General features: G+C 68.3%; 13 protein-coding genes and 2 pseudogenes. 8 read left to right on the top strand and 7 right to left on the bottom strand.

Annotated features, from left to right (window positions below; genetic code table 11):
• Nucleotides 1-4: 4 nt before the first annotated feature.
• Nucleotides 5-1473 (bottom strand): annotated as a pseudogene (locus ACZY0B_RS19900) (NAD(P)H-quinone dehydrogenase).
• A 76-nt stretch (nucleotides 1474-1549) separates the two neighbouring features.
• On the opposite strand from ACZY0B_RS19900, the gene ACZY0B_RS19895 reads away from it, so the two are divergent.
• Entirely contained in the window at nucleotides 1550-2029 is a 480-nt protein-coding gene (locus ACZY0B_RS19895; RefSeq protein WP_463765929.1) for a gamma-glutamylcyclotransferase, read from the top strand.
• Here ACZY0B_RS19895 and ACZY0B_RS19890 read toward each other — a convergent pair.
• The 3 genes from ACZY0B_RS19890 to ACZY0B_RS19880 are packed head-to-tail and all read right to left on the bottom strand — an operon-like array spanning nucleotide 2026 to nucleotide 5084.
• A complete protein-coding gene (locus tag ACZY0B_RS19890) occupies nucleotides 2026-3204 on the bottom strand; it encodes an amidohydrolase (protein ID WP_463765928.1) in 1179 nt (392 codons plus the stop codon). The two genes, ACZY0B_RS19895 and ACZY0B_RS19890, sit on opposite strands and share 4 nt — an antisense overlap.
• Nucleotides 3201-4385 (bottom strand): M20 family metallopeptidase, encoded by a 1185-nt coding sequence (locus tag ACZY0B_RS19885; protein ID WP_463765927.1) that lies wholly within the window; start codon nucleotides 4383-4385, stop codon nucleotides 3201-3203. The genes ACZY0B_RS19890 and ACZY0B_RS19885 overlap by 4 nt, the downstream gene beginning before the upstream one ends.
• 36 nt (nucleotides 4386-4421) lie before the next feature.
• Nucleotides 4422-5084 carry a cutinase family protein gene (locus tag ACZY0B_RS19880; protein ID WP_463765926.1) on the bottom strand — a complete coding sequence of 221 codons (663 nt, stop codon included), beginning with the start codon at nucleotides 5082-5084 and terminating at the stop codon, nucleotides 4422-4424.
• A 43-nt stretch (nucleotides 5085-5127) separates the two neighbouring features.
• Between ACZY0B_RS19880 and ACZY0B_RS19875 the strand changes: the two genes are divergently transcribed.
• Both ACZY0B_RS19875 and ACZY0B_RS19870 read left to right on the top strand, forming a co-directional pair.
• Nucleotides 5128-5934, top strand: coding sequence for a purine-nucleoside phosphorylase (locus ACZY0B_RS19875; protein ID WP_463765925.1), 807 nt, complete (start codon nucleotides 5128-5130; stop codon nucleotides 5932-5934).
• A gap of 18 nt (nucleotides 5935-5952) precedes the next feature.
• Nucleotides 5953-7437 (top strand): annotated as a pseudogene (locus ACZY0B_RS19870) (phospho-sugar mutase); the annotation flags it as partial.
• On the opposite strand, the gene upp reads toward ACZY0B_RS19870, so the two are convergent.
• Nucleotides 7328-8062, bottom strand: coding sequence for a uracil phosphoribosyltransferase (upp, locus tag ACZY0B_RS19865; RefSeq protein ID WP_463765924.1), 735 nt, complete (start codon nucleotides 8060-8062; stop codon nucleotides 7328-7330). The pseudogene ACZY0B_RS19870 and the gene upp overlap by 110 nt on opposite strands.
• Nucleotides 8063-8165: 103 nt before the next feature.
• Here upp and ACZY0B_RS19860 point away from each other — a divergent pair, with 103 nt between their 5' ends.
• The 3 genes from ACZY0B_RS19860 (at nucleotide 8166) to ACZY0B_RS19850 (ending at nucleotide 11529) form a co-directional block, all read left to right on the top strand.
• Entirely contained in the window at nucleotides 8166-9068 is a 903-nt protein-coding gene (locus ACZY0B_RS19860; protein ID WP_463765923.1) for an alkaline phosphatase family protein, read from the top strand.
• A 58-nt stretch (nucleotides 9069-9126) separates the two neighbouring features.
• Nucleotides 9127-10446: a protein export chaperone SatS gene (satS, locus tag ACZY0B_RS19855; protein WP_463765922.1), complete on the top strand. Its 1320-nt coding sequence runs from the start codon at nucleotides 9127-9129 to the stop codon at nucleotides 10444-10446.
• 99 nt (nucleotides 10447-10545) lie between these two features.
• Complete coding sequence (locus ACZY0B_RS19850) at nucleotides 10546-11529, top strand: VWA domain-containing protein (protein WP_463765921.1); 984 nt, start codon at nucleotides 10546-10548, stop codon at nucleotides 11527-11529.
• A 16-nt stretch (nucleotides 11530-11545) separates the two neighbouring features.
• Here the strand turns inward: ACZY0B_RS19850 and ACZY0B_RS19845 are convergent, their stop codons facing one another.
• Nucleotides 11546-12553: a VWA domain-containing protein gene (locus tag ACZY0B_RS19845; protein ID WP_463765920.1), complete on the bottom strand. Its 1008-nt coding sequence runs from the start codon at nucleotides 12551-12553 to the stop codon at nucleotides 11546-11548.
• 60 nt (nucleotides 12554-12613) lie between these two features.
• Nucleotides 12614-13648, bottom strand: coding sequence for a cupin (locus ACZY0B_RS19840; RefSeq protein ID WP_463765919.1), 1035 nt, complete (start codon nucleotides 13646-13648; stop codon nucleotides 12614-12616).
• A gap of 136 nt (nucleotides 13649-13784) precedes the next feature.
• Here ACZY0B_RS19840 and ACZY0B_RS19835 point away from each other — a divergent pair, with 136 nt between their 5' ends.
• Nucleotides 13785-14444, top strand: a complete 660-nt coding sequence (locus ACZY0B_RS19835) for a GntR family transcriptional regulator (protein ID WP_463765918.1) — start codon at nucleotides 13785-13787, stop codon at nucleotides 14442-14444.
• Between the two features lie 156 nt (nucleotides 14445-14600).
• Nucleotides 14601-15854, top strand: a complete 1254-nt coding sequence (locus ACZY0B_RS19830; RefSeq protein ID WP_463765917.1) for a PPE family protein — start codon at nucleotides 14601-14603, stop codon at nucleotides 15852-15854.
• Nucleotides 15855-15924 lie beyond the last annotated feature (70 nt).

Below are 15924 nucleotides of genomic sequence, written 5' to 3'. Positions count from 1 at the left end.
CTCGTCAGTAGGGGTGCTCCACCAAGGCTAGTTCGTCGGTCGCTTCCGGGTCTGCTGTCAATCCAGATCGTCGTGTGCCATCAGCCGACGGGCGGCCTCGGTAATCGAACCGGACAACGACGGGTAGACGGCCAGCGTCTGCGCCAGCTCGTTGACGGTGATGCGGTTTTGCACGGCCACGGCGATCGGCAGGATCAGCTCGGAGGCGATCGGCGCCACCACCACGCCGCCGATCACCACGCCGGTGGACTTGCGGCAGAAGACCTTGACGAAGCCCTGCTGCAACCCGGACATCTTGGCGCGCGCGTTGGTCCGCAACGGCAACGTGATGGTCCGGGCGGGCACCGAGCCGTCGTCGATCATCGTTTGCGGCACCCCGACGGCGGCGATCTCGGGCCGGGTGAACACGGTCGCGGCGACGGTGCGCAACCGGATCGGGCTGACGCCCTCGCCCAGCGCGTGATACATCGCGATCCGGCCTTGCATGGCGGCGACCGACGCCAACAGCAGCAGGCCGGTGCAGTCGCCGGCGGCGTAGATGCCGGCGACTGAGGTCCGCGACACCCGGTCGACGGTCAGGTAGCCGCCGCGCCCCACCTCGATGCCGACGCGTTCCAGGCCGAGGCCGCCGGTGTTGGGCACCGATCCGATGGTCATCAGGGCGTGGCTGCCCTCGACGGTGCGGCCGTCGGCAAGAGTGACCAGGACGCCGTCGGGCGTGCGGGTGACCGATTGCGCGCGGGCGTTCTTGACCAGCTCGACGCCGCGCTCGGCGAAGGCCTCTTCCAGGACCAGCGCGGCGTCGGCGTCCTCGTAGGGCAGCACCCGGTCGCGGCTGGCGACCACGGTCACGGGCACACCGAGCTCGGTGTAGGCGTGGACGAACTCGGCGCCGGTGACGCCCGACCCCACCACGATCAGGTGCTCGGGCAGCGACTGCAGGTCGTAGAGCTGGCGCCAGGTCAGGATGCGCTCGCCGTCGGGCTGGGCCGACGGCAGCACCCGCGGGCTGGCGCCGGTGGCGATCAGCACGACGTCGGCGTCGTGCTCGGTGACCGTGCCGTCCGCGGCGGTCGCCTTGATGCGGTGCCGGGCCAGGCCGGGGGCGGAGTCGCAGAGTTCGCCCCGTCCGGCGACCACACGCACACCCTCGGCGAGCAGCTGTGCGGTGATATCGGCCGACTGCTCGGCGGCCAGCGCCCTGACCCGTTTGTGGATCCGCGGCAGCGAGATTTTGGCGTCGTCGATGTCGATGTCGAAGCCCAGCCGCGGCGCGCGGCGCAGTTCGGTGCGCAGCCAGGTCGAGGCGATGAACGTTTTGGACGGCACGCAGTCGTCCAGCACCGCCGCCCCGCCGATGCCTTCGGAGTCGATGACGGTGACGTCGGTGGTATCGGGGTGTGAGGTGGCGGCCACGAGCGCGGCTTCGTAACCGGCCGGACCTCCACCGAGGATCACGATGCGGGTCACCACAGCCCTAACCTATCCAAGGACAATCGGAACCGCCGGATGAATACCGAGCGCGCGTCGGCCGTTTAAGCTTTCACCCGTGCCGCTCTACGCCGCCTACGGCTCGAACATGCATCCCGAGCAGATGCAGAAGCGTGCACCCCACTCCCCGATGGCCGGAACCGGCTGGTTACACGGGTGGCGGCTGACCTTCGGCGGCGAAGACATCAGCTGGGAGGGGGCCCTGGCCACCGTCGTCGAGGATCCCGATTCCAAGGTGTTCGTCGTGCTCTACGACATGACGTCGGCCGACGAGATGAGCCTGGACAGTTGGGAGGGCTCCGAGTTCGGCATCCACAAGAAGATCAGATGCCGAGTGGAGCGCCTGTCCTCGGACACCACCACCGACCCGGTGCTGGCGTGGCTCTACGTGCTCGACGCCTGGGAGGGCGGACTGCCGTCGGCCCGGTACCTGGGCGTGATGGCCGATGCCGCCGAAATCGCCGGCGCGCCAGGAGAATACGTGCACGACCTGCGGACGCGACCGGCCAGCAACGTCGGCCCCGGGACTACCGCCTAAGTGTCGGAGAAGGCGGCCGCCTGCTCGATGATGTTGACCATCACCCGCAGTCCGACCCCCAGCGCGCGCTCGTCGAGATCGAAATTCGGCTGGTGCAGGTCCAGCTGCGGGCCCTCGCCGGGCCACACACCCAATCGCGCCATCGCGCCGGGGACCTCCTCCAGATACCAGGAGAAGTCCTCGCCGCCGCCGGACTGCCTTGTGTCGGCCAGCGCATCGGGGCCCACCCCCTCGATCGCGTGCGTGAGGATGCGGGTCGAGACCTCCTCGTTGACCACCGGGGGCACGCCGCGCCGGTACTGCATCGTGTGTTCGATGCCCAGCGGCGACAGCAGCGAATCCACGGCCTGACGAATGATCTCCTCGAGCTCGAGCCAGGTGTGCCGGCTGGCGGAGCGCACGGTGCCGGACAGCTGGCCGCTCTGCGGGATGGCGTTGGCGGCTACGCCGGCGTTGACCGCACCCCACACCAGGACGGTGCCGTTGCGTGGGTCAAGGCGCCGGGACAGCACCCCGGGCACCCCGGTGATCAGCGTGCCGAGGCCGTAGACCAGGTCGGCGGTCAGGTGCGGCCGCGAGGTGTGCCCGCCCGGCGAATGCAGCGTGATGTGAATGTGGTCGGCCGCCGACGTGATCGGGCCCTGCCGGACCGCGACCTTGCCGACCTCCAGCCGCGGATCGCAATGCAGGGCGAAGATCCGGGACACCCCGGTCAGCGCTCCGGCGGCAATGGCGTCGATCGCGCCGCCCGGCATCAGCTCCTCGGCGGCCTGAAAGATCAGCCGCACCCCGACCGGCAGTTCGGGCACCGACGCCAGCACCTGTGCGGTGCCCAGCAGGATCGCGGTGTGCGCATCGTGGCCGCAGGCGTGCGCCACGTTAGGCATCGTCGAGGCATAGGGTGCGCCCGTCCGCTCGGCCATCGGCAGCGCGTCCATGTCGGCCCGTAGCGCGATCCTGGGCTGGTGTTCGGGGCCGAAATCACAGGTCAGCCCGGTACCGCCGGGCAGCACCTTGGGGTTCAGTCCCGCATCGGCCAGCCGCTCGGCGACGAACTGCGTGGTGGCGTATTCCTGACGGCCCAACTCCGGATAGCGGTGGATGTGCCGACGCCACTCGATCATGTCGTCGTAGTGGGCGGCCAGCCACGATTCGGCCGTGTCGATCAGGCTCATCTGCCGGCCCGACGTTGGACCCCGGCCAGTACCCGGTCCCGTTCGGCGCTGTCCTGGGCGAGCTGGACCACCGTGCGTGCCAGCATCACCGCGCCCTCGACCACCGCGCGGTCGGCGCTCGGTCCGGCGGCGGCTGCGGCGAATGCGCGCTGATGCACCGTGGCGCCGCCGGCGTCGACACCGATCACCGGGTGGATGCCCGGCAGCACGTGCGTGACGTTGCCCATATCGGTGCTGCCCATCGGCAGCGCCTTCTCGTACTCGGGCGCCACCGGCTCACGCCCGAGTCGGCGCATCTCCTGCCGGCACACTTCGGCCAGCCATTCGTCCGGCCGCAGCTCCGCGTATCCCGGTGACGGCGTGGTGATTTCGTATTCGCAGCCGGTACCCAGTGCGCCCGCGGCAAAGCACGCGAACATCCGGCCCTCCAGCTCTCGCAGCGAATCGACCTCAAGCGCGCGCATCGCGTACTGCAGCGTCGCGTGCCCGGGGATGACGTTGACCGCCTGCCCGCCGTTGGTGACGATCCCGTGCACCAGCTGCCCGGGCGCCAGTTGCTGCCGGAACAAGCCGATGGCGACCTGCGCGACGGTGACCGCGTCGGCGGCGTTGACGCCCAGATACGGGGCGACGGCGGCATGCGATTCCTTGCCGCGGTAGTCGACGATCACTTCCGACAACGCCAGCGAGCGAGCGGCCGCGATGTCGGTCGGTCCGGGATGCAGCATCACGGCGGCGCCGACGTCGTCGAAGGTCCCGGCCTCCAGCAGCAGCGCCTTGCCGCCACCGGACTCCTCGGCGGGGGTACCGATCAGGGCCACGGTCAGTCCCAGCTCATCGGCCACCTCGGCGAGTGCCAGCGCGGTTCCGACCGCCGACGCCGCGATGATGTTGTGGCCGCAGGCATGCCCGATCCCGGGCAGGGCGTCGTACTCGGCGCAGACCCCGATCACCAGCGGTCCGCTGCCGAAGTCGGCGCGGAAAGCGGTGTCCAGACCGCCCGCGGCCGGGGTGACCTCGAAGCCACGCTCGGCGACCAGTGCCTGCGTTTTCGCGCAGCTACGATGCTCGGCGAAGGCCAGCTCGGGCTCGGCGTGTATTGCGTGCGACAGCTCGACCAGATCGACGCCACGACGCCGCACTGCGTCCTCGACGCTGTCCAATGCGGTGTTTGTGGCCATCTTCGCAGTATCTCACCGAGCCCTGGCCAGCGACCGCTACACCAGCCCGGCGATAAATCCCGCGGCTTGACCTGGGTAGGGCGGCACCGAGTAGTCGTGGTGGGCTTCCCGGTCGCGACCGCCGACGACGCAGACCGGGTCGCCGGGGCTGCACAGGTCGATCGCGCGGCCGGCGAACAGACCCGTCGTCGACAGCGGCGTGTTGAAGCGGTTGCCGGGATTGCCGAACACCGCGACGGCCGCGATCTTGCCGGCCAGCCCGGGATCCAGCGGGGCAGCCGATCCGAAGTTGCCGATCGTGTTGCCCAGCGGTGGCACCCCGGCCAGCATCGAGACCGCGGCCGCGCCCTGCGAGAAGCCGCCGAGGATCAGCCGCGTTCCCGGGCACTGGTCGACCATCGCCGCGATGTGATCCCGTGCGTCATTGGCGCCGTCGCCGGTGGTCAGGAAGTTGTAGCTGGCCGGATAATTCACCGCGTAATTGTCGAACCTGCGCGAGCCCAGCGCGGGCTGCAGCGCGGCGAACAGCGCATCGCCGACCGCGCCCAGGCCGGGCGGCTCGGCGGTACCGCGCGCGAACACCAGTTGGACATTGGGACAGTCGGCCCCCGCCCTCGGTGCCGGGCCACCGACGAGCGCGGCCACCGAGACCGCGACAGCAACGACCACCCCGACAACCGGCCACCTACCAAAGCTCATGCGAAAGATCCTGACATATATAGCGAAGCTAAGCTCGCGCAGTGTGACCGACGTTGCATCCGAGAACCTTCAACTCGCGCGGCGCGCGGCAAATTCCATCCGCGAGCGCACCGGGGTCGACGAGCACGACATCGCGATCGTGCTCGGCTCGGGATGGTCGCCGGCGCTCGCGGAGCTGGGCTCGGCTGACGTCGTGCTGCCCCAGGCCGAAATTCCCGGCTTCACACCGCCACGCGCGGCCGGCCATCCGGGTGAGCTGTTGTCGGTGCGCATCGGTGAGCACCGGGTGCTGGTGCTGGCCGGGCGGGTGCACGCCTATGAGGGCCTTGACCTGAGCCACGTCGTCCACCCGGTCCGGGCGGCCTGCGCGGCCGGGGCCGGCATCGTCGTGCTGACCAACGCGGCCGGCGGATTGCGCGCCGACATGCGGGTCGGTGCGCCCGTGCTGATCAGCGACCACCTGAACCTGACCGCGCGATCGCCATTGGTCGGCGCGCAGTTCGTAGATCTGACCGATGCCTACGCGCCGCGGCTGCGCCGGCTCGCCCGCGAGGCCGACCCCGAACTGACCGAGGGCGTGTACGCCGGCCTGCCAGGGCCGCACTACGAAACGCCGGCCGAAATCCGGATGCTGCAGACGCTGGGCGCCGACCTGGTCGGCATGTCGACGGTGCATGAAACGATCGCGGCGCGCGCGGCCGGCGCCGAGGTGCTGGGCATTTCCCTGGTGACCAACCTGGCGGCCGGTATCAGCGGCGCCCCGCTGAGCCATGCCGAGGTGGTGGCGGCCGGGGCCGCGTCGGCATCCCGGATCGGCGCACTTCTGGCCGACGTCATCGCCCGGATCTAGCAGAATGGCCTCGTGACACAACCACTGCGGTTCGGCACCGCTGGATTGCGCGGCCCGGTGCGCGACGGTCCGGACGGCATGAACGTCGCGGTGGTATCGCGTGTCACTTGGGCAGTGGCGCAGGTGCTTACGGATCGCGGCCTGGCCTCCTCGCAGGTGATCGTCGGGCGTGACGCCCGGCACGGCTCGGCGATCTTCGCCACGGTGACCGCGGAAGTGCTTGCTGCCGAGGGCTTTTCGGTGCTGCTGCTGCCCGGCCCGGTGCCCACGCCGGTGGTCGCTTACGCGGTGCGTCACACCGGCGCCAGCGCCGGGATCCAGATCACGGCCTCGCACAATCCACCGACCGACAACGGCTACAAGGTGTACTTCGACGGCGGCATCCAAATCATCTCCCCCACCGACACACAGATCGAAACCGCAATGGCGACAGCGCCTCCCGCCGATCAGATTGCCCGCAAACCGGTAACACCCGCAAACACAGACCTGGTCGAGCGCTACATCCGGCGGGCGGCCGGGGTGCGGCGCGCCACCGGTCCGGTGCGAGTCGCGCTGACACCGCTGCACGGCGTCGGCGGCGCGGTGGCCGTCGAGACGCTGCACCGCGCCGGCTTCGAACAGGTGCACACCGTCGGCGCCCAGTTCGCGCCGGACCCCGATTTCCCCACCGTCGCGTTCCCGAACCCCGAGGAGCCCGGCGCCGCCGACGCGCTACTGGCCCTGGCCGCCGAGATCGACGCCGACGTCGCGATCGCCCTGGACCCCGACGCCGACCGCTGCGCGGTGGGCATACCCACCGCTGCGGGATGGCGGATGCTGTCAGGCGACGAAACCGGTTGGCTGCTAGGCGATTACATTCTGTCTCACGAGCGGCCGGACACCGCAGTGGTCGCCAGTACCTTGGTGTCCTCGGCCATGCTGGCAGAAATCGCTGCCCACTATGGCGCGATCCACGTCGAGACCCGCACCGGCTTCAAGTGGCTGGCACGCGCCGATTCGAAGGTGCCCGGCGCCACATTGGTCTACGCCTACGAGGAAGCGATCGGCCACTGCGTCGACGCGGCCGCGGTGCGCGACAAGGACGGCATCAGCGCCGCGGTGCTGGTGTGCGACATGGTCGCCGCACTGCAACAGCAGGGCCGTTCGGTGCCTGACGTGCTCGACGAACTGGCCCGCCGATACGGCGTACACGACGTTGCGGCGGTCTCGCGCCGGGTCGCCGACACCGCCGAGGCCACCGAACTCATGCAGCGGTTGCGAACCTCCCCACCGGGCCAACTGGCCGGGTTCACGGCGACCATGACAGATGTCACCGACGCATTGATCTTCACCGGCGGCGACGACGACACCTCGATCAGGGTGGTGGCGCGGACTTCCGGGACCGAGCCGAAGCTCAAGTGCTACTTGGAGATTCGCTGCGCGGCTTCCGACGACCTGACTTCTTCTCGGACTTATGCCGCCGCGCTGCGCGCGGAGTTGGTCGCTGCGGTGGAACGCTGGTGAAAATGCGGGGCCCGAACTGGCGGTCCCCCGCGTCGCCGAGACCCGGCACGATGAACGCCGACTCGTTGAGTCCCTCGTCCACCGCCGCGGTGAACACTCGCGCCTTCGGCGCTACTTTCTCCACCGCCGCAAGGCCTTCCGGCGCGGCCACCACGCACAGCACGCTGATATCCGTTGCGCCGCGGCGCTGCAGCAGTTCGATCGTGTACGTCATCGACCCGCCGGTGGCCAGCATCGGGTCGAGCACCATGACCGGCCGGCCCTTGAGCTTCTTGGGCAGTGCCTCCATATACGGGAACGGCAGATGGGTCGCCTCGTCGCGAGCAAGACCGACGAATCCCACCTCGGCCTCCGGGATCGCGGCATGCGCCTCGTCGATCATTCCCAGCCCGGCCCGCAAAACCGGAACCAGCAGCGGCGGATTGACCAATCGGCTGCCGAATGTCTCGGCCAGTGGCGTCCGGATCCTGACCGGCTCGCTGGCCGCGTCCCGGGTGGCCTCGTAGACCAGCACCAGCGTCAGCTCGCGCAGCGCGGCGCGAAAGCCGGCGGCGTCGGTGCGTTCGTCGCGCAGCGCCGTCAGCCGGGCCGCGGCCAACGGGTGATCGATCACGCGCACCTTCATGCGTTCGAGGGTATATAACAATCCGACTTCGGTTGCCTAAAGTACTGCTGACGCGCACGCGCGCCTGCCGTCCGTCGCACGCATCCGCTCATATGCTCCCCGGGTGTTTCGCGAGATTCAAAGTCCCAGAAGGCTGATCAGCTGGGCGTGTCGCGCCCTCGTCTTGGTCGGCGTGGTGGCGCTGACGTGGCTGGCGGCCACCCCGCTGGCTCCTCGCGTGGTCGCCGCGGCCGCGCTGCCCCGGCCCGCGCACGTCGTAATTGTGGTGGAAGAGAACCGTTCTGAGGGCCACATCATCGGCAGCCCGCAGAATCCGTTCATCAACGCCCTTGCCTCCCATGGCGCCAACATGGTCCAGTCGTTTGCCGAGACACATCCCAGCGAACCGAACTATTTGGCGCTGTTCGCCGGCAACACATTTGGCGTGACGAGGGACTCGTGCCCGATCAACACCGGCAACGCACCCAACATGGCTTCTGAATTACTGGGCGCCCGCTACACGTTCATCGGCTACGCCGAGGACCTGCCCGCCGTCGGCTCCCCCGTGTGCAGCTCGGGCAAGTACGCGCGCAAGCATGCGCCGTGGGCCAATTTCACCAATGTGCCGCCGACGAGTTCGGTGCCGTTCTCCGCGTTTCCACAGGGAAATTTCGCCAGCCTGCCGACGGTTTCGTTCGTCATTCCGAACAACGACAACAACATGCACGACGGCTCCATCGCGCAGGGCGACGCCTGGCTGAATCGGCAGATGTCCGGATACGCGAACTGGGCGGTGGCCAAGAACAGCCTGCTGATCGTGACCTGGGATGAGGACGACGGATCCGCTTCGCAAGGCGGTGGCAACCAGATCCCGACGATCATCTACGGCGCGCACGTGCAGCCGGGCACCTACAGCGAGCAGATGAGCCACTACAACCTGCTGTCCACCATCGAGCAGATGTACGGGCTACCCAAGACCGGCAACGCGGCCAACGCTCCCGCGATCGCCAGCATTTGGGCGGGATAGGCCTACTGGCCCGGCACCGGACCCGGCACGCTGGTGGGTCGTCGCTATTCTGTGCCGCATGGCTGCTGACCTTGTCCCCATCCGTCTGAGCCTGTCCGACGGTGACCGCTACACCGTGTGGGCACCGCGCTGGCGCGACTCAGGCGACGAGTGGGAGGCGTTCCTGGGCCGCGACGACGACCTGTTCGCGTTCGAGACCGTTGCCGATCTCGTCGCGTTCGTGCGCTCCGACACCGACAACGACCTGGTCGACCACCCGGCGTGGAAAGACCTGACCACGGCCCACGCACACGGTTTCGATCCCGCGCAGGACAAGCAGTTCGACCTGGTCGCCGTGGAGGAGCTGGTGGCCGAGAAGCCGACCGAAGAGTCGGTGACCGCGCTGGCCGGCGCACTGGCGATCGTGTCGTCCATCGGATCGGTGTGCGAGCTGGCGGCGGTGTCGAAATTCTTCAACGGCAACCCGAGCCTGGGCACGGTATCCGGCGGGATCGACCACTTCACCGGCAAGGCGGGCGCCAAACGCTGGAATTCGATCGCCGAGATCATCGGGCGCAGCTGGGACGATGTGCTGTCCGCGATCGACGACATCATCAGCACTCCCGAGGTCGATGCGGCGGCCTCGGAGAAGGCCGCTGACGAACTGGCCGAAGAACGTGAAGAACCCGAAGAAGACGAACAGGAAGCCGACGACGACACCGAGGCCGCCGACGAAGCGACCGAAGACGCCGACGAAGCCGCGGACGACGATGAGGACGAGGCCGAGGAGGCCGAGGAGGAAGACGAGGTGGAGGTACGCGCGCCCGGCGACACCGCCGTGCTCGGCGGCGACGAGGACTTCTGGCTGCAGGTGGGTATCGACCCGGTCCGCATCATGACGAGTTCGGGCACGTTCTACACGCTGCGCTGCTACCTGGACGATCGCCCCATCTTCCTGGGCCGCAACGGACGGATCAGCGTGTTCACCTCCGAGCGCTCGTTGGCCCGCTACTTGGCCGACGAGCACGACCACGACCTGTCCGACCTGAGCACCTACGACGACATCCGTACCGCCGCGACCGACGGATCGCTGGCGGTGGAGATCACCGACGAGAACATCTATGTGCTCAGCGGGCTCGCCGACGACTTCGCCGACGGCCCCGACGCCGTGGATCGTGAGCAACTCGACCTGGCCGTCGAGCTGCTCCGCGATATCGGTGACTACTCCGAGGAGAGCACCGTGGACAAGGCCCTGGAAACGGGCAAGCCGCTGGGCAAGCTGGTGGCCTACGTGCTGGAGCCCGGCTCGGTCGGCAAGCCCGCGTCGCCGTATTCGGCGGCGGTGCGGGAATGGGAAGACCTGGAAAAGTTCGTCGATTCGCGGCTCAGGCGTGAATAGGGCGCCAATAGCGCGCGTTTGACGGGCCACCGAGTCTCCTCTTTACTGGCGGCAGCGTCCGCCGGAGGTCAGCGGCGGCCCGACGGGGAGGTGAACTGAATGTCGCTTCCCGTCATCGGCCCACTGCCGCTGTACGGATTCCAACGTCCCGCCCTGTTGCTGTTCGGGCTGATTCCGCTGGCTCTGCTCGCCGTCTATGTCCTCGTCCAGGCCCGGCGCCGGCGCCGCCTGCGCCGCTATACCGAAGTCGAGGTGCCGCAGTCGTTGTGGCGGCACCTGCCGATAGCCGTGTCGGTGCTCAGCCTGGCGCTGCTGACCATCGCGCTGGCCACCCCGACGCACGACATGCGGATACCGCGCAACCGCGCCGTCATCATGCTGGTGATCGACATGTCGCAGTCCATGCGGGCGACCGACGTCGAACCGAATCGGCTCAAGGCCGCCGAGCAAGCCGCCAGCAAGTTCGCCGCTGCGTTGACGCCGGGCATCAACCTCGGACTCGTCGGATTTGCGGGAACGCCCTATCTGCTGGTGCCGCCGACCCCGCAGCACCAGGCCACCATCGATGCCCTGCAGAAGCTGCAGTTCGGCGATGGCACAGCGACCGGTGAAGCCATTTTCACCGCGTTGCACGCGATCGATGCGACCAACACGGCCGGCGGGGACACTCCGCCGCCGGCCCGCATCGTGCTGCTGTCCGACGGCGGTGAGAACCGGCCGACCGATCCCGGTGACCCGCACGACGGCGTCTTCACCGCCGCGCGCCTGGCCAAGGATCAGGGCGTGCCCATCTCGACGATCTCGTTCGGCACCCCGCAGGGAAACATCAGCCTGGACGGGGTGCGGGTGAATGTCCCCGTCTCGACGGACCAGATGAAGAAGATCGCGCAGCTGGCCGGGGGGCAGTCCTACACCGCGGCCAATCTCGACGAGCTCAACAAGGACTACAACGCCATCCAGAACGAGATCGGGTATCGCACCGTGGCGGGACCCGGCGGTGCCGGGTGGCTGCGCCTCGGTGTGGTCACCGCCCTGATCGCCACGGTGTTGGCGCTGCTGATCAACCGCAGGCTGCCTACTTAGCGGCCCACCTGATCGCTCAGGCCGGCAGCCTGCGGTTCAGGAACAGGCCGGCCAGCACGGCGCCGGCCATCAAGACCGAACCGAGCAGCAGCCAGGCCAGGCTCGCATCGCCCTTGACGGTCTCGTAACCGATCTGGCGCTGCAGCGTCGAGTAGACCTCCTTGAGCGAATCCAGGCTGTTGGCATGGAACGACTGGCCGTCGGTGATCTTGCAGATTTCCTGCAGGGTCTGGTCGTCGACCGGAACCGGAATCGTGGCGCCCTGATAGACGACGGTGCCGTCGGGCGTGCCGAAGGAGATCGTCGAGATCTGCACGCCCTGGTCTTTGGCCGCCCGCGCCGCGGTGAACGCTCCCTGTGGAGCGTTGGGGTCCAACGGCACGTTCTCGGCGCCGTCGGACTCCAGCACGATGCGGGCCGGCGGCGGACCGTCCCCGCCGCCCATCACCGCACCGACCGTGGCGATTGCCTGCAGCGCGGTGAAAAGCCCTTCCCCGGTGGCGGTTTTCGGCGCCGGCTGCAGGCCGTCGATCGCGGCTTTGACGGCCCCGCGGTTGGTCGTCGGCGAAACCAGCAGGGTGGCGTTGGCCGCGAATGCCACCAGCCCGAGGTTGATGGCCGGGGTCAGCTCGTCGGCGAACTGCTTACCGGCCTCCTGCGCGGCGGCCAGCCGGTTCGGAGCCACATCGGTGGAGGCCATCGACTCCGAGACGTCGATGACCAGCATCACCACCGCGCGGTTGAGCGGAATCCGGACGTTGGTCGTCGGCCCGGCCATGGCCGTCGTCAGCAGCACCAACGACACCGCAAGCAGGATCGTCGGCACATGCCGCCACCTCGACAGACGAGCCGGGGCAACACGCTCCAGCACTTCCATGTTGGCGAACCGCAGCACGCGCCGGCGTCGCGCGAATTGCTGGACGACGTAGACCCCTATCACCAACAGCACGGCGAGCAGGAATAGGAAGAACCAGCCATTCTGAAAGCCCGCGAGCGACACCGGGCCCAGCACGGGCAACTTCATGCCAAGCCACAGTATTCGTCAACTGTTGACGGCGCACGGCGCCCGGTTCAACCAGCGACTTCAGCCGGCAACAAGGTCGCGACGCTGGGTGAATTTGATGTCGAGACTGCGTAGGTGGGTCTGCAGGCCCGCATCCTGAACCGGTATCAGGTGGGCGGGCTGGTCGGTTTCGTTGAAGTGGGCGTGCCACATGCCCGGCGGCGTGGTGAACGCGCCACCGGCCTGCCAGTCCACCCTGATCGGGTCGACGATGTCGCCGCGCTCGTCGAGGCGAGTACCCAGCAAGCTGTAGCAGCCGCTGGGCGGAGCGTCGAGGATGAGATCCAAGGCGACCGACTGGTGCCGGTGTGGGCGCTGCTCCTGGTTGGGGGGCAGCACGCCGAACATGGCCCACAGGACGTGGGTGATGGTCAGCGTCTGCTCCTGGTTCTGGTTGGCCAGCAGCACGCTCACCCGGCTCTTGTCGTTGGCACCGGGACGGGAGGCGATCTCGTCCAGCTTGGCCACCGCGTCCGTGCGGCAGAACTTGGTCGCGGCGAATCGCGGCTCGCGCGCCTCGGCACCCAGGTAGCGCAGCAGCGGCTCGTCATGCACCCAGTACATGGCCGCCTCGGAGTCGGCGTAGAACACCGAGCGGGCACCGGCGGGCAGGGTCAGGAAGTCACCCTTCTCCCACTTGACCAGCTGGCCGTTGACCGCGGCGAAGCCGTGCCCGAAGAGCACGTAGTACAGCTGCGAGGTGGCGTTCGGGCTGGTGTCGATCTGCTCACCGGCGCGGATGCGCACGAAGTTGGCCAGCAGAGCGGGACTGGTCGCCGCGCCGGTCTTGATGCCCAGCTCCGTGGACAGGTCCAGCGGCACCACACCGGTCGGCTGATCGAGGTAGACGTCGGGTCCGAACTGAGTGATCGGAACTTGCGGCGCATATCCAGAGCCGATCGGATTGGCGGCCTTGGAGTACTCGAAGTAGCAGGCGTCGTCGGCCCAGTCGGCGAAACGGCCCTCGAATCCGTACTCGGCCACGTTGGTCATCGGCGCGGGAATCGTCGGGTCCAGGTTGACGGCCACTGACTGGGCCGGGTTCGCAGTGGACATTGCGAGTCTCCTTCATGCTGAGTGCCTCTTGTGTTTGAATCGTATCTATCTTGTATCTCAGCGTCAAGAAGCGGGCGACCGGGGTGTAGCGTCATGGACACCCTTGAGATACGACTGAGCTACAAGAAGGGGCGCCGTGGCAGCCACCGCCAAAGATCGGGCACTTGAGTATGTGAAGACGCAGGTGCTCACCGGTGCGTTTCCCGGCGGCGAACTGATCAGCGAGGGCGACATCGCCACCGCGCTGGGCATGTCGCGGACGCCGGTGCGCGAGGCCTTCCTGCGCATGGAGGCCGAGGGATTGCTTCGGCTGTATCCGCAACGCGGGGCTCTCGTCGTCCCGGTTTCGCCGGACGAGGTCCGCGCGGTCATCGAGGCCCGGCTGGTGCTCGAGCAGTACGCAGCCCGCAAGGTGGCCGGACACGGTCCCGCCGCATGTGCCACGGTGTTCGAGCGGCTGTCGGTTGAGCTACAACGGCAGCGCGACACCGCGGCCGCGAACGACTGGCGGGGATTCCTGGACGCCGACCGACTCTTCCACGCCATCACCCTGGAAGAGTCGGGGAACGCGATTTTGTCCGGCTTCTACTCGTCGCTGCGCGACCGGCAGATGCGGATGATCGGCGAATCGGCGCTGCGGGAACCGGATCGGGTGACCACGATTCAGCACGAGCACCTGGCCATCGCCGAGGCGTTGCGCGACGGCGATCTTCCGCGGGCGCTGCAGGCCGTGCAGACCCACCTCGCCAGCACCGTGCGCGCCATCGGCCTCGCCGTCGACACGTCGCTGCTCTGACCTGTCGGGGCCCGGGCCGACACGGTCGCCCGCGCGCGCCAAAACCGTCCAAACCCGAGTCCCGCCGTGCTAAAACTCCCTACGAGGTCACCCTCTTCGGGCGGGGGTTCAACGGCGCTTCGGCGCCTTAGCCTGCCCACGAAAGGCAACGACGCCATGGACTTTGGGTTGCTACCGCCGGAGATCAACTCCGCCCGCATGTATGCCGGTCCCGGGTCGGGTCCCATGCTGGCCGCCGCGGCGGCCTGGGATGCCACCGCCGCTCAGCTGGAATCGGCTGCCAGCGGCTACTTTTCGGAAATCTCGGGTTTGGCCGGGCAGACGTGGTTCGGGCCGTCGTCGATGCGGATGACTGCCGCCGCCACACCGTATGTGGCGTGGCTGCACGCCGGCGCCGCGCAGGCCGCTCAAACCTCGGCTCAGGCGTATGCGGCGGCAGCGGCCTATGAGGCGGCGTTCGCGATGACAGTGCCCCCACCGGTGATCGCGGCCAACCGCGCACAGCTGATGGCGCTGATCGCGACCAACTTTTTCGGGCAGAACACCCCGGCGATCGCGGCCACCGAAGCCCAGTACGGGGAGATGTGGACACAAGACGCCGCCGCTATGTACGGCTACGCCGGGGCCTCCGAGACCGCCAGCACCCTGACGTCGTTCAACGAGCCGCCGCAGACCACCAACCAAGCCGGGCAGGAAGATCAGGTCCGCTCGATGGCCCAGAACGCGGGCAACCTCACCAGCGCGCGCACCCAATCCGTCGTGCAACAGGCGGCGACCAACACCACCGCCCATTCCATCGACTACACGCCCGTCGGCGACACCGACCCGCCCATCCCGCCCGGAACATCGGCCAACGTGCCGCCCGGCAGCATCATCTCCGTCGGGACCAACACACAGATGGTCGTCGACGCCGGCTCGGTCACCATGTCACCCACCCCCGGCGTCGGCAGCGCCTTCGAAGTCGTTGCCACTACCCCCATCATCCTCAACCCCGGCAGCACCTTTTTTGCCGGCGCCGGCGGCCCGACGGGGTGGTTAGAGGGGGGTGTCCCGGTCAGTGGCCTCATCACCGTTGACCTCCAGCCCGTCACTCTCACCCCCGCGCACCCGCTAATCGGCGGCATCGGAACCCTCTTCGGCGGCTCCGTCACGCTCGGACCCCAATCCGGCATCATCACGCTGAACGACACCGCCACCGGTGTCGCCGGCCTCGCCGGCGCGACCCTCACCAACGCCGCGGGCACCGTGTCCTACACCTACGCCAGCGCACCCGGGTTGGCCGCGTTGAGCAGCTCGCCCGGCCTGGCCGGAACCGCCGGAATCCAGCCCCAATTCAACGCCGACGGGCTTGCGGACTGGGCCCGCCGCCTTGTTGCCCCTGCGGGCGAAGCCGCGGCGGCTTTAGGGTAAATACATTCGCCACCCCGGCGGGAGGAAACCATGAAGCGCTGCATCGTCGGAGGACTGGCTGCTGTGCTGA

The sequence above is a fragment of the Mycobacterium sp. IDUB_19 genome, assembly GCF_055419445.1.
Note: the sequence above shows the minus strand (reverse complement) of the source record. Positions and strands in the feature narration are given on the sequence as shown.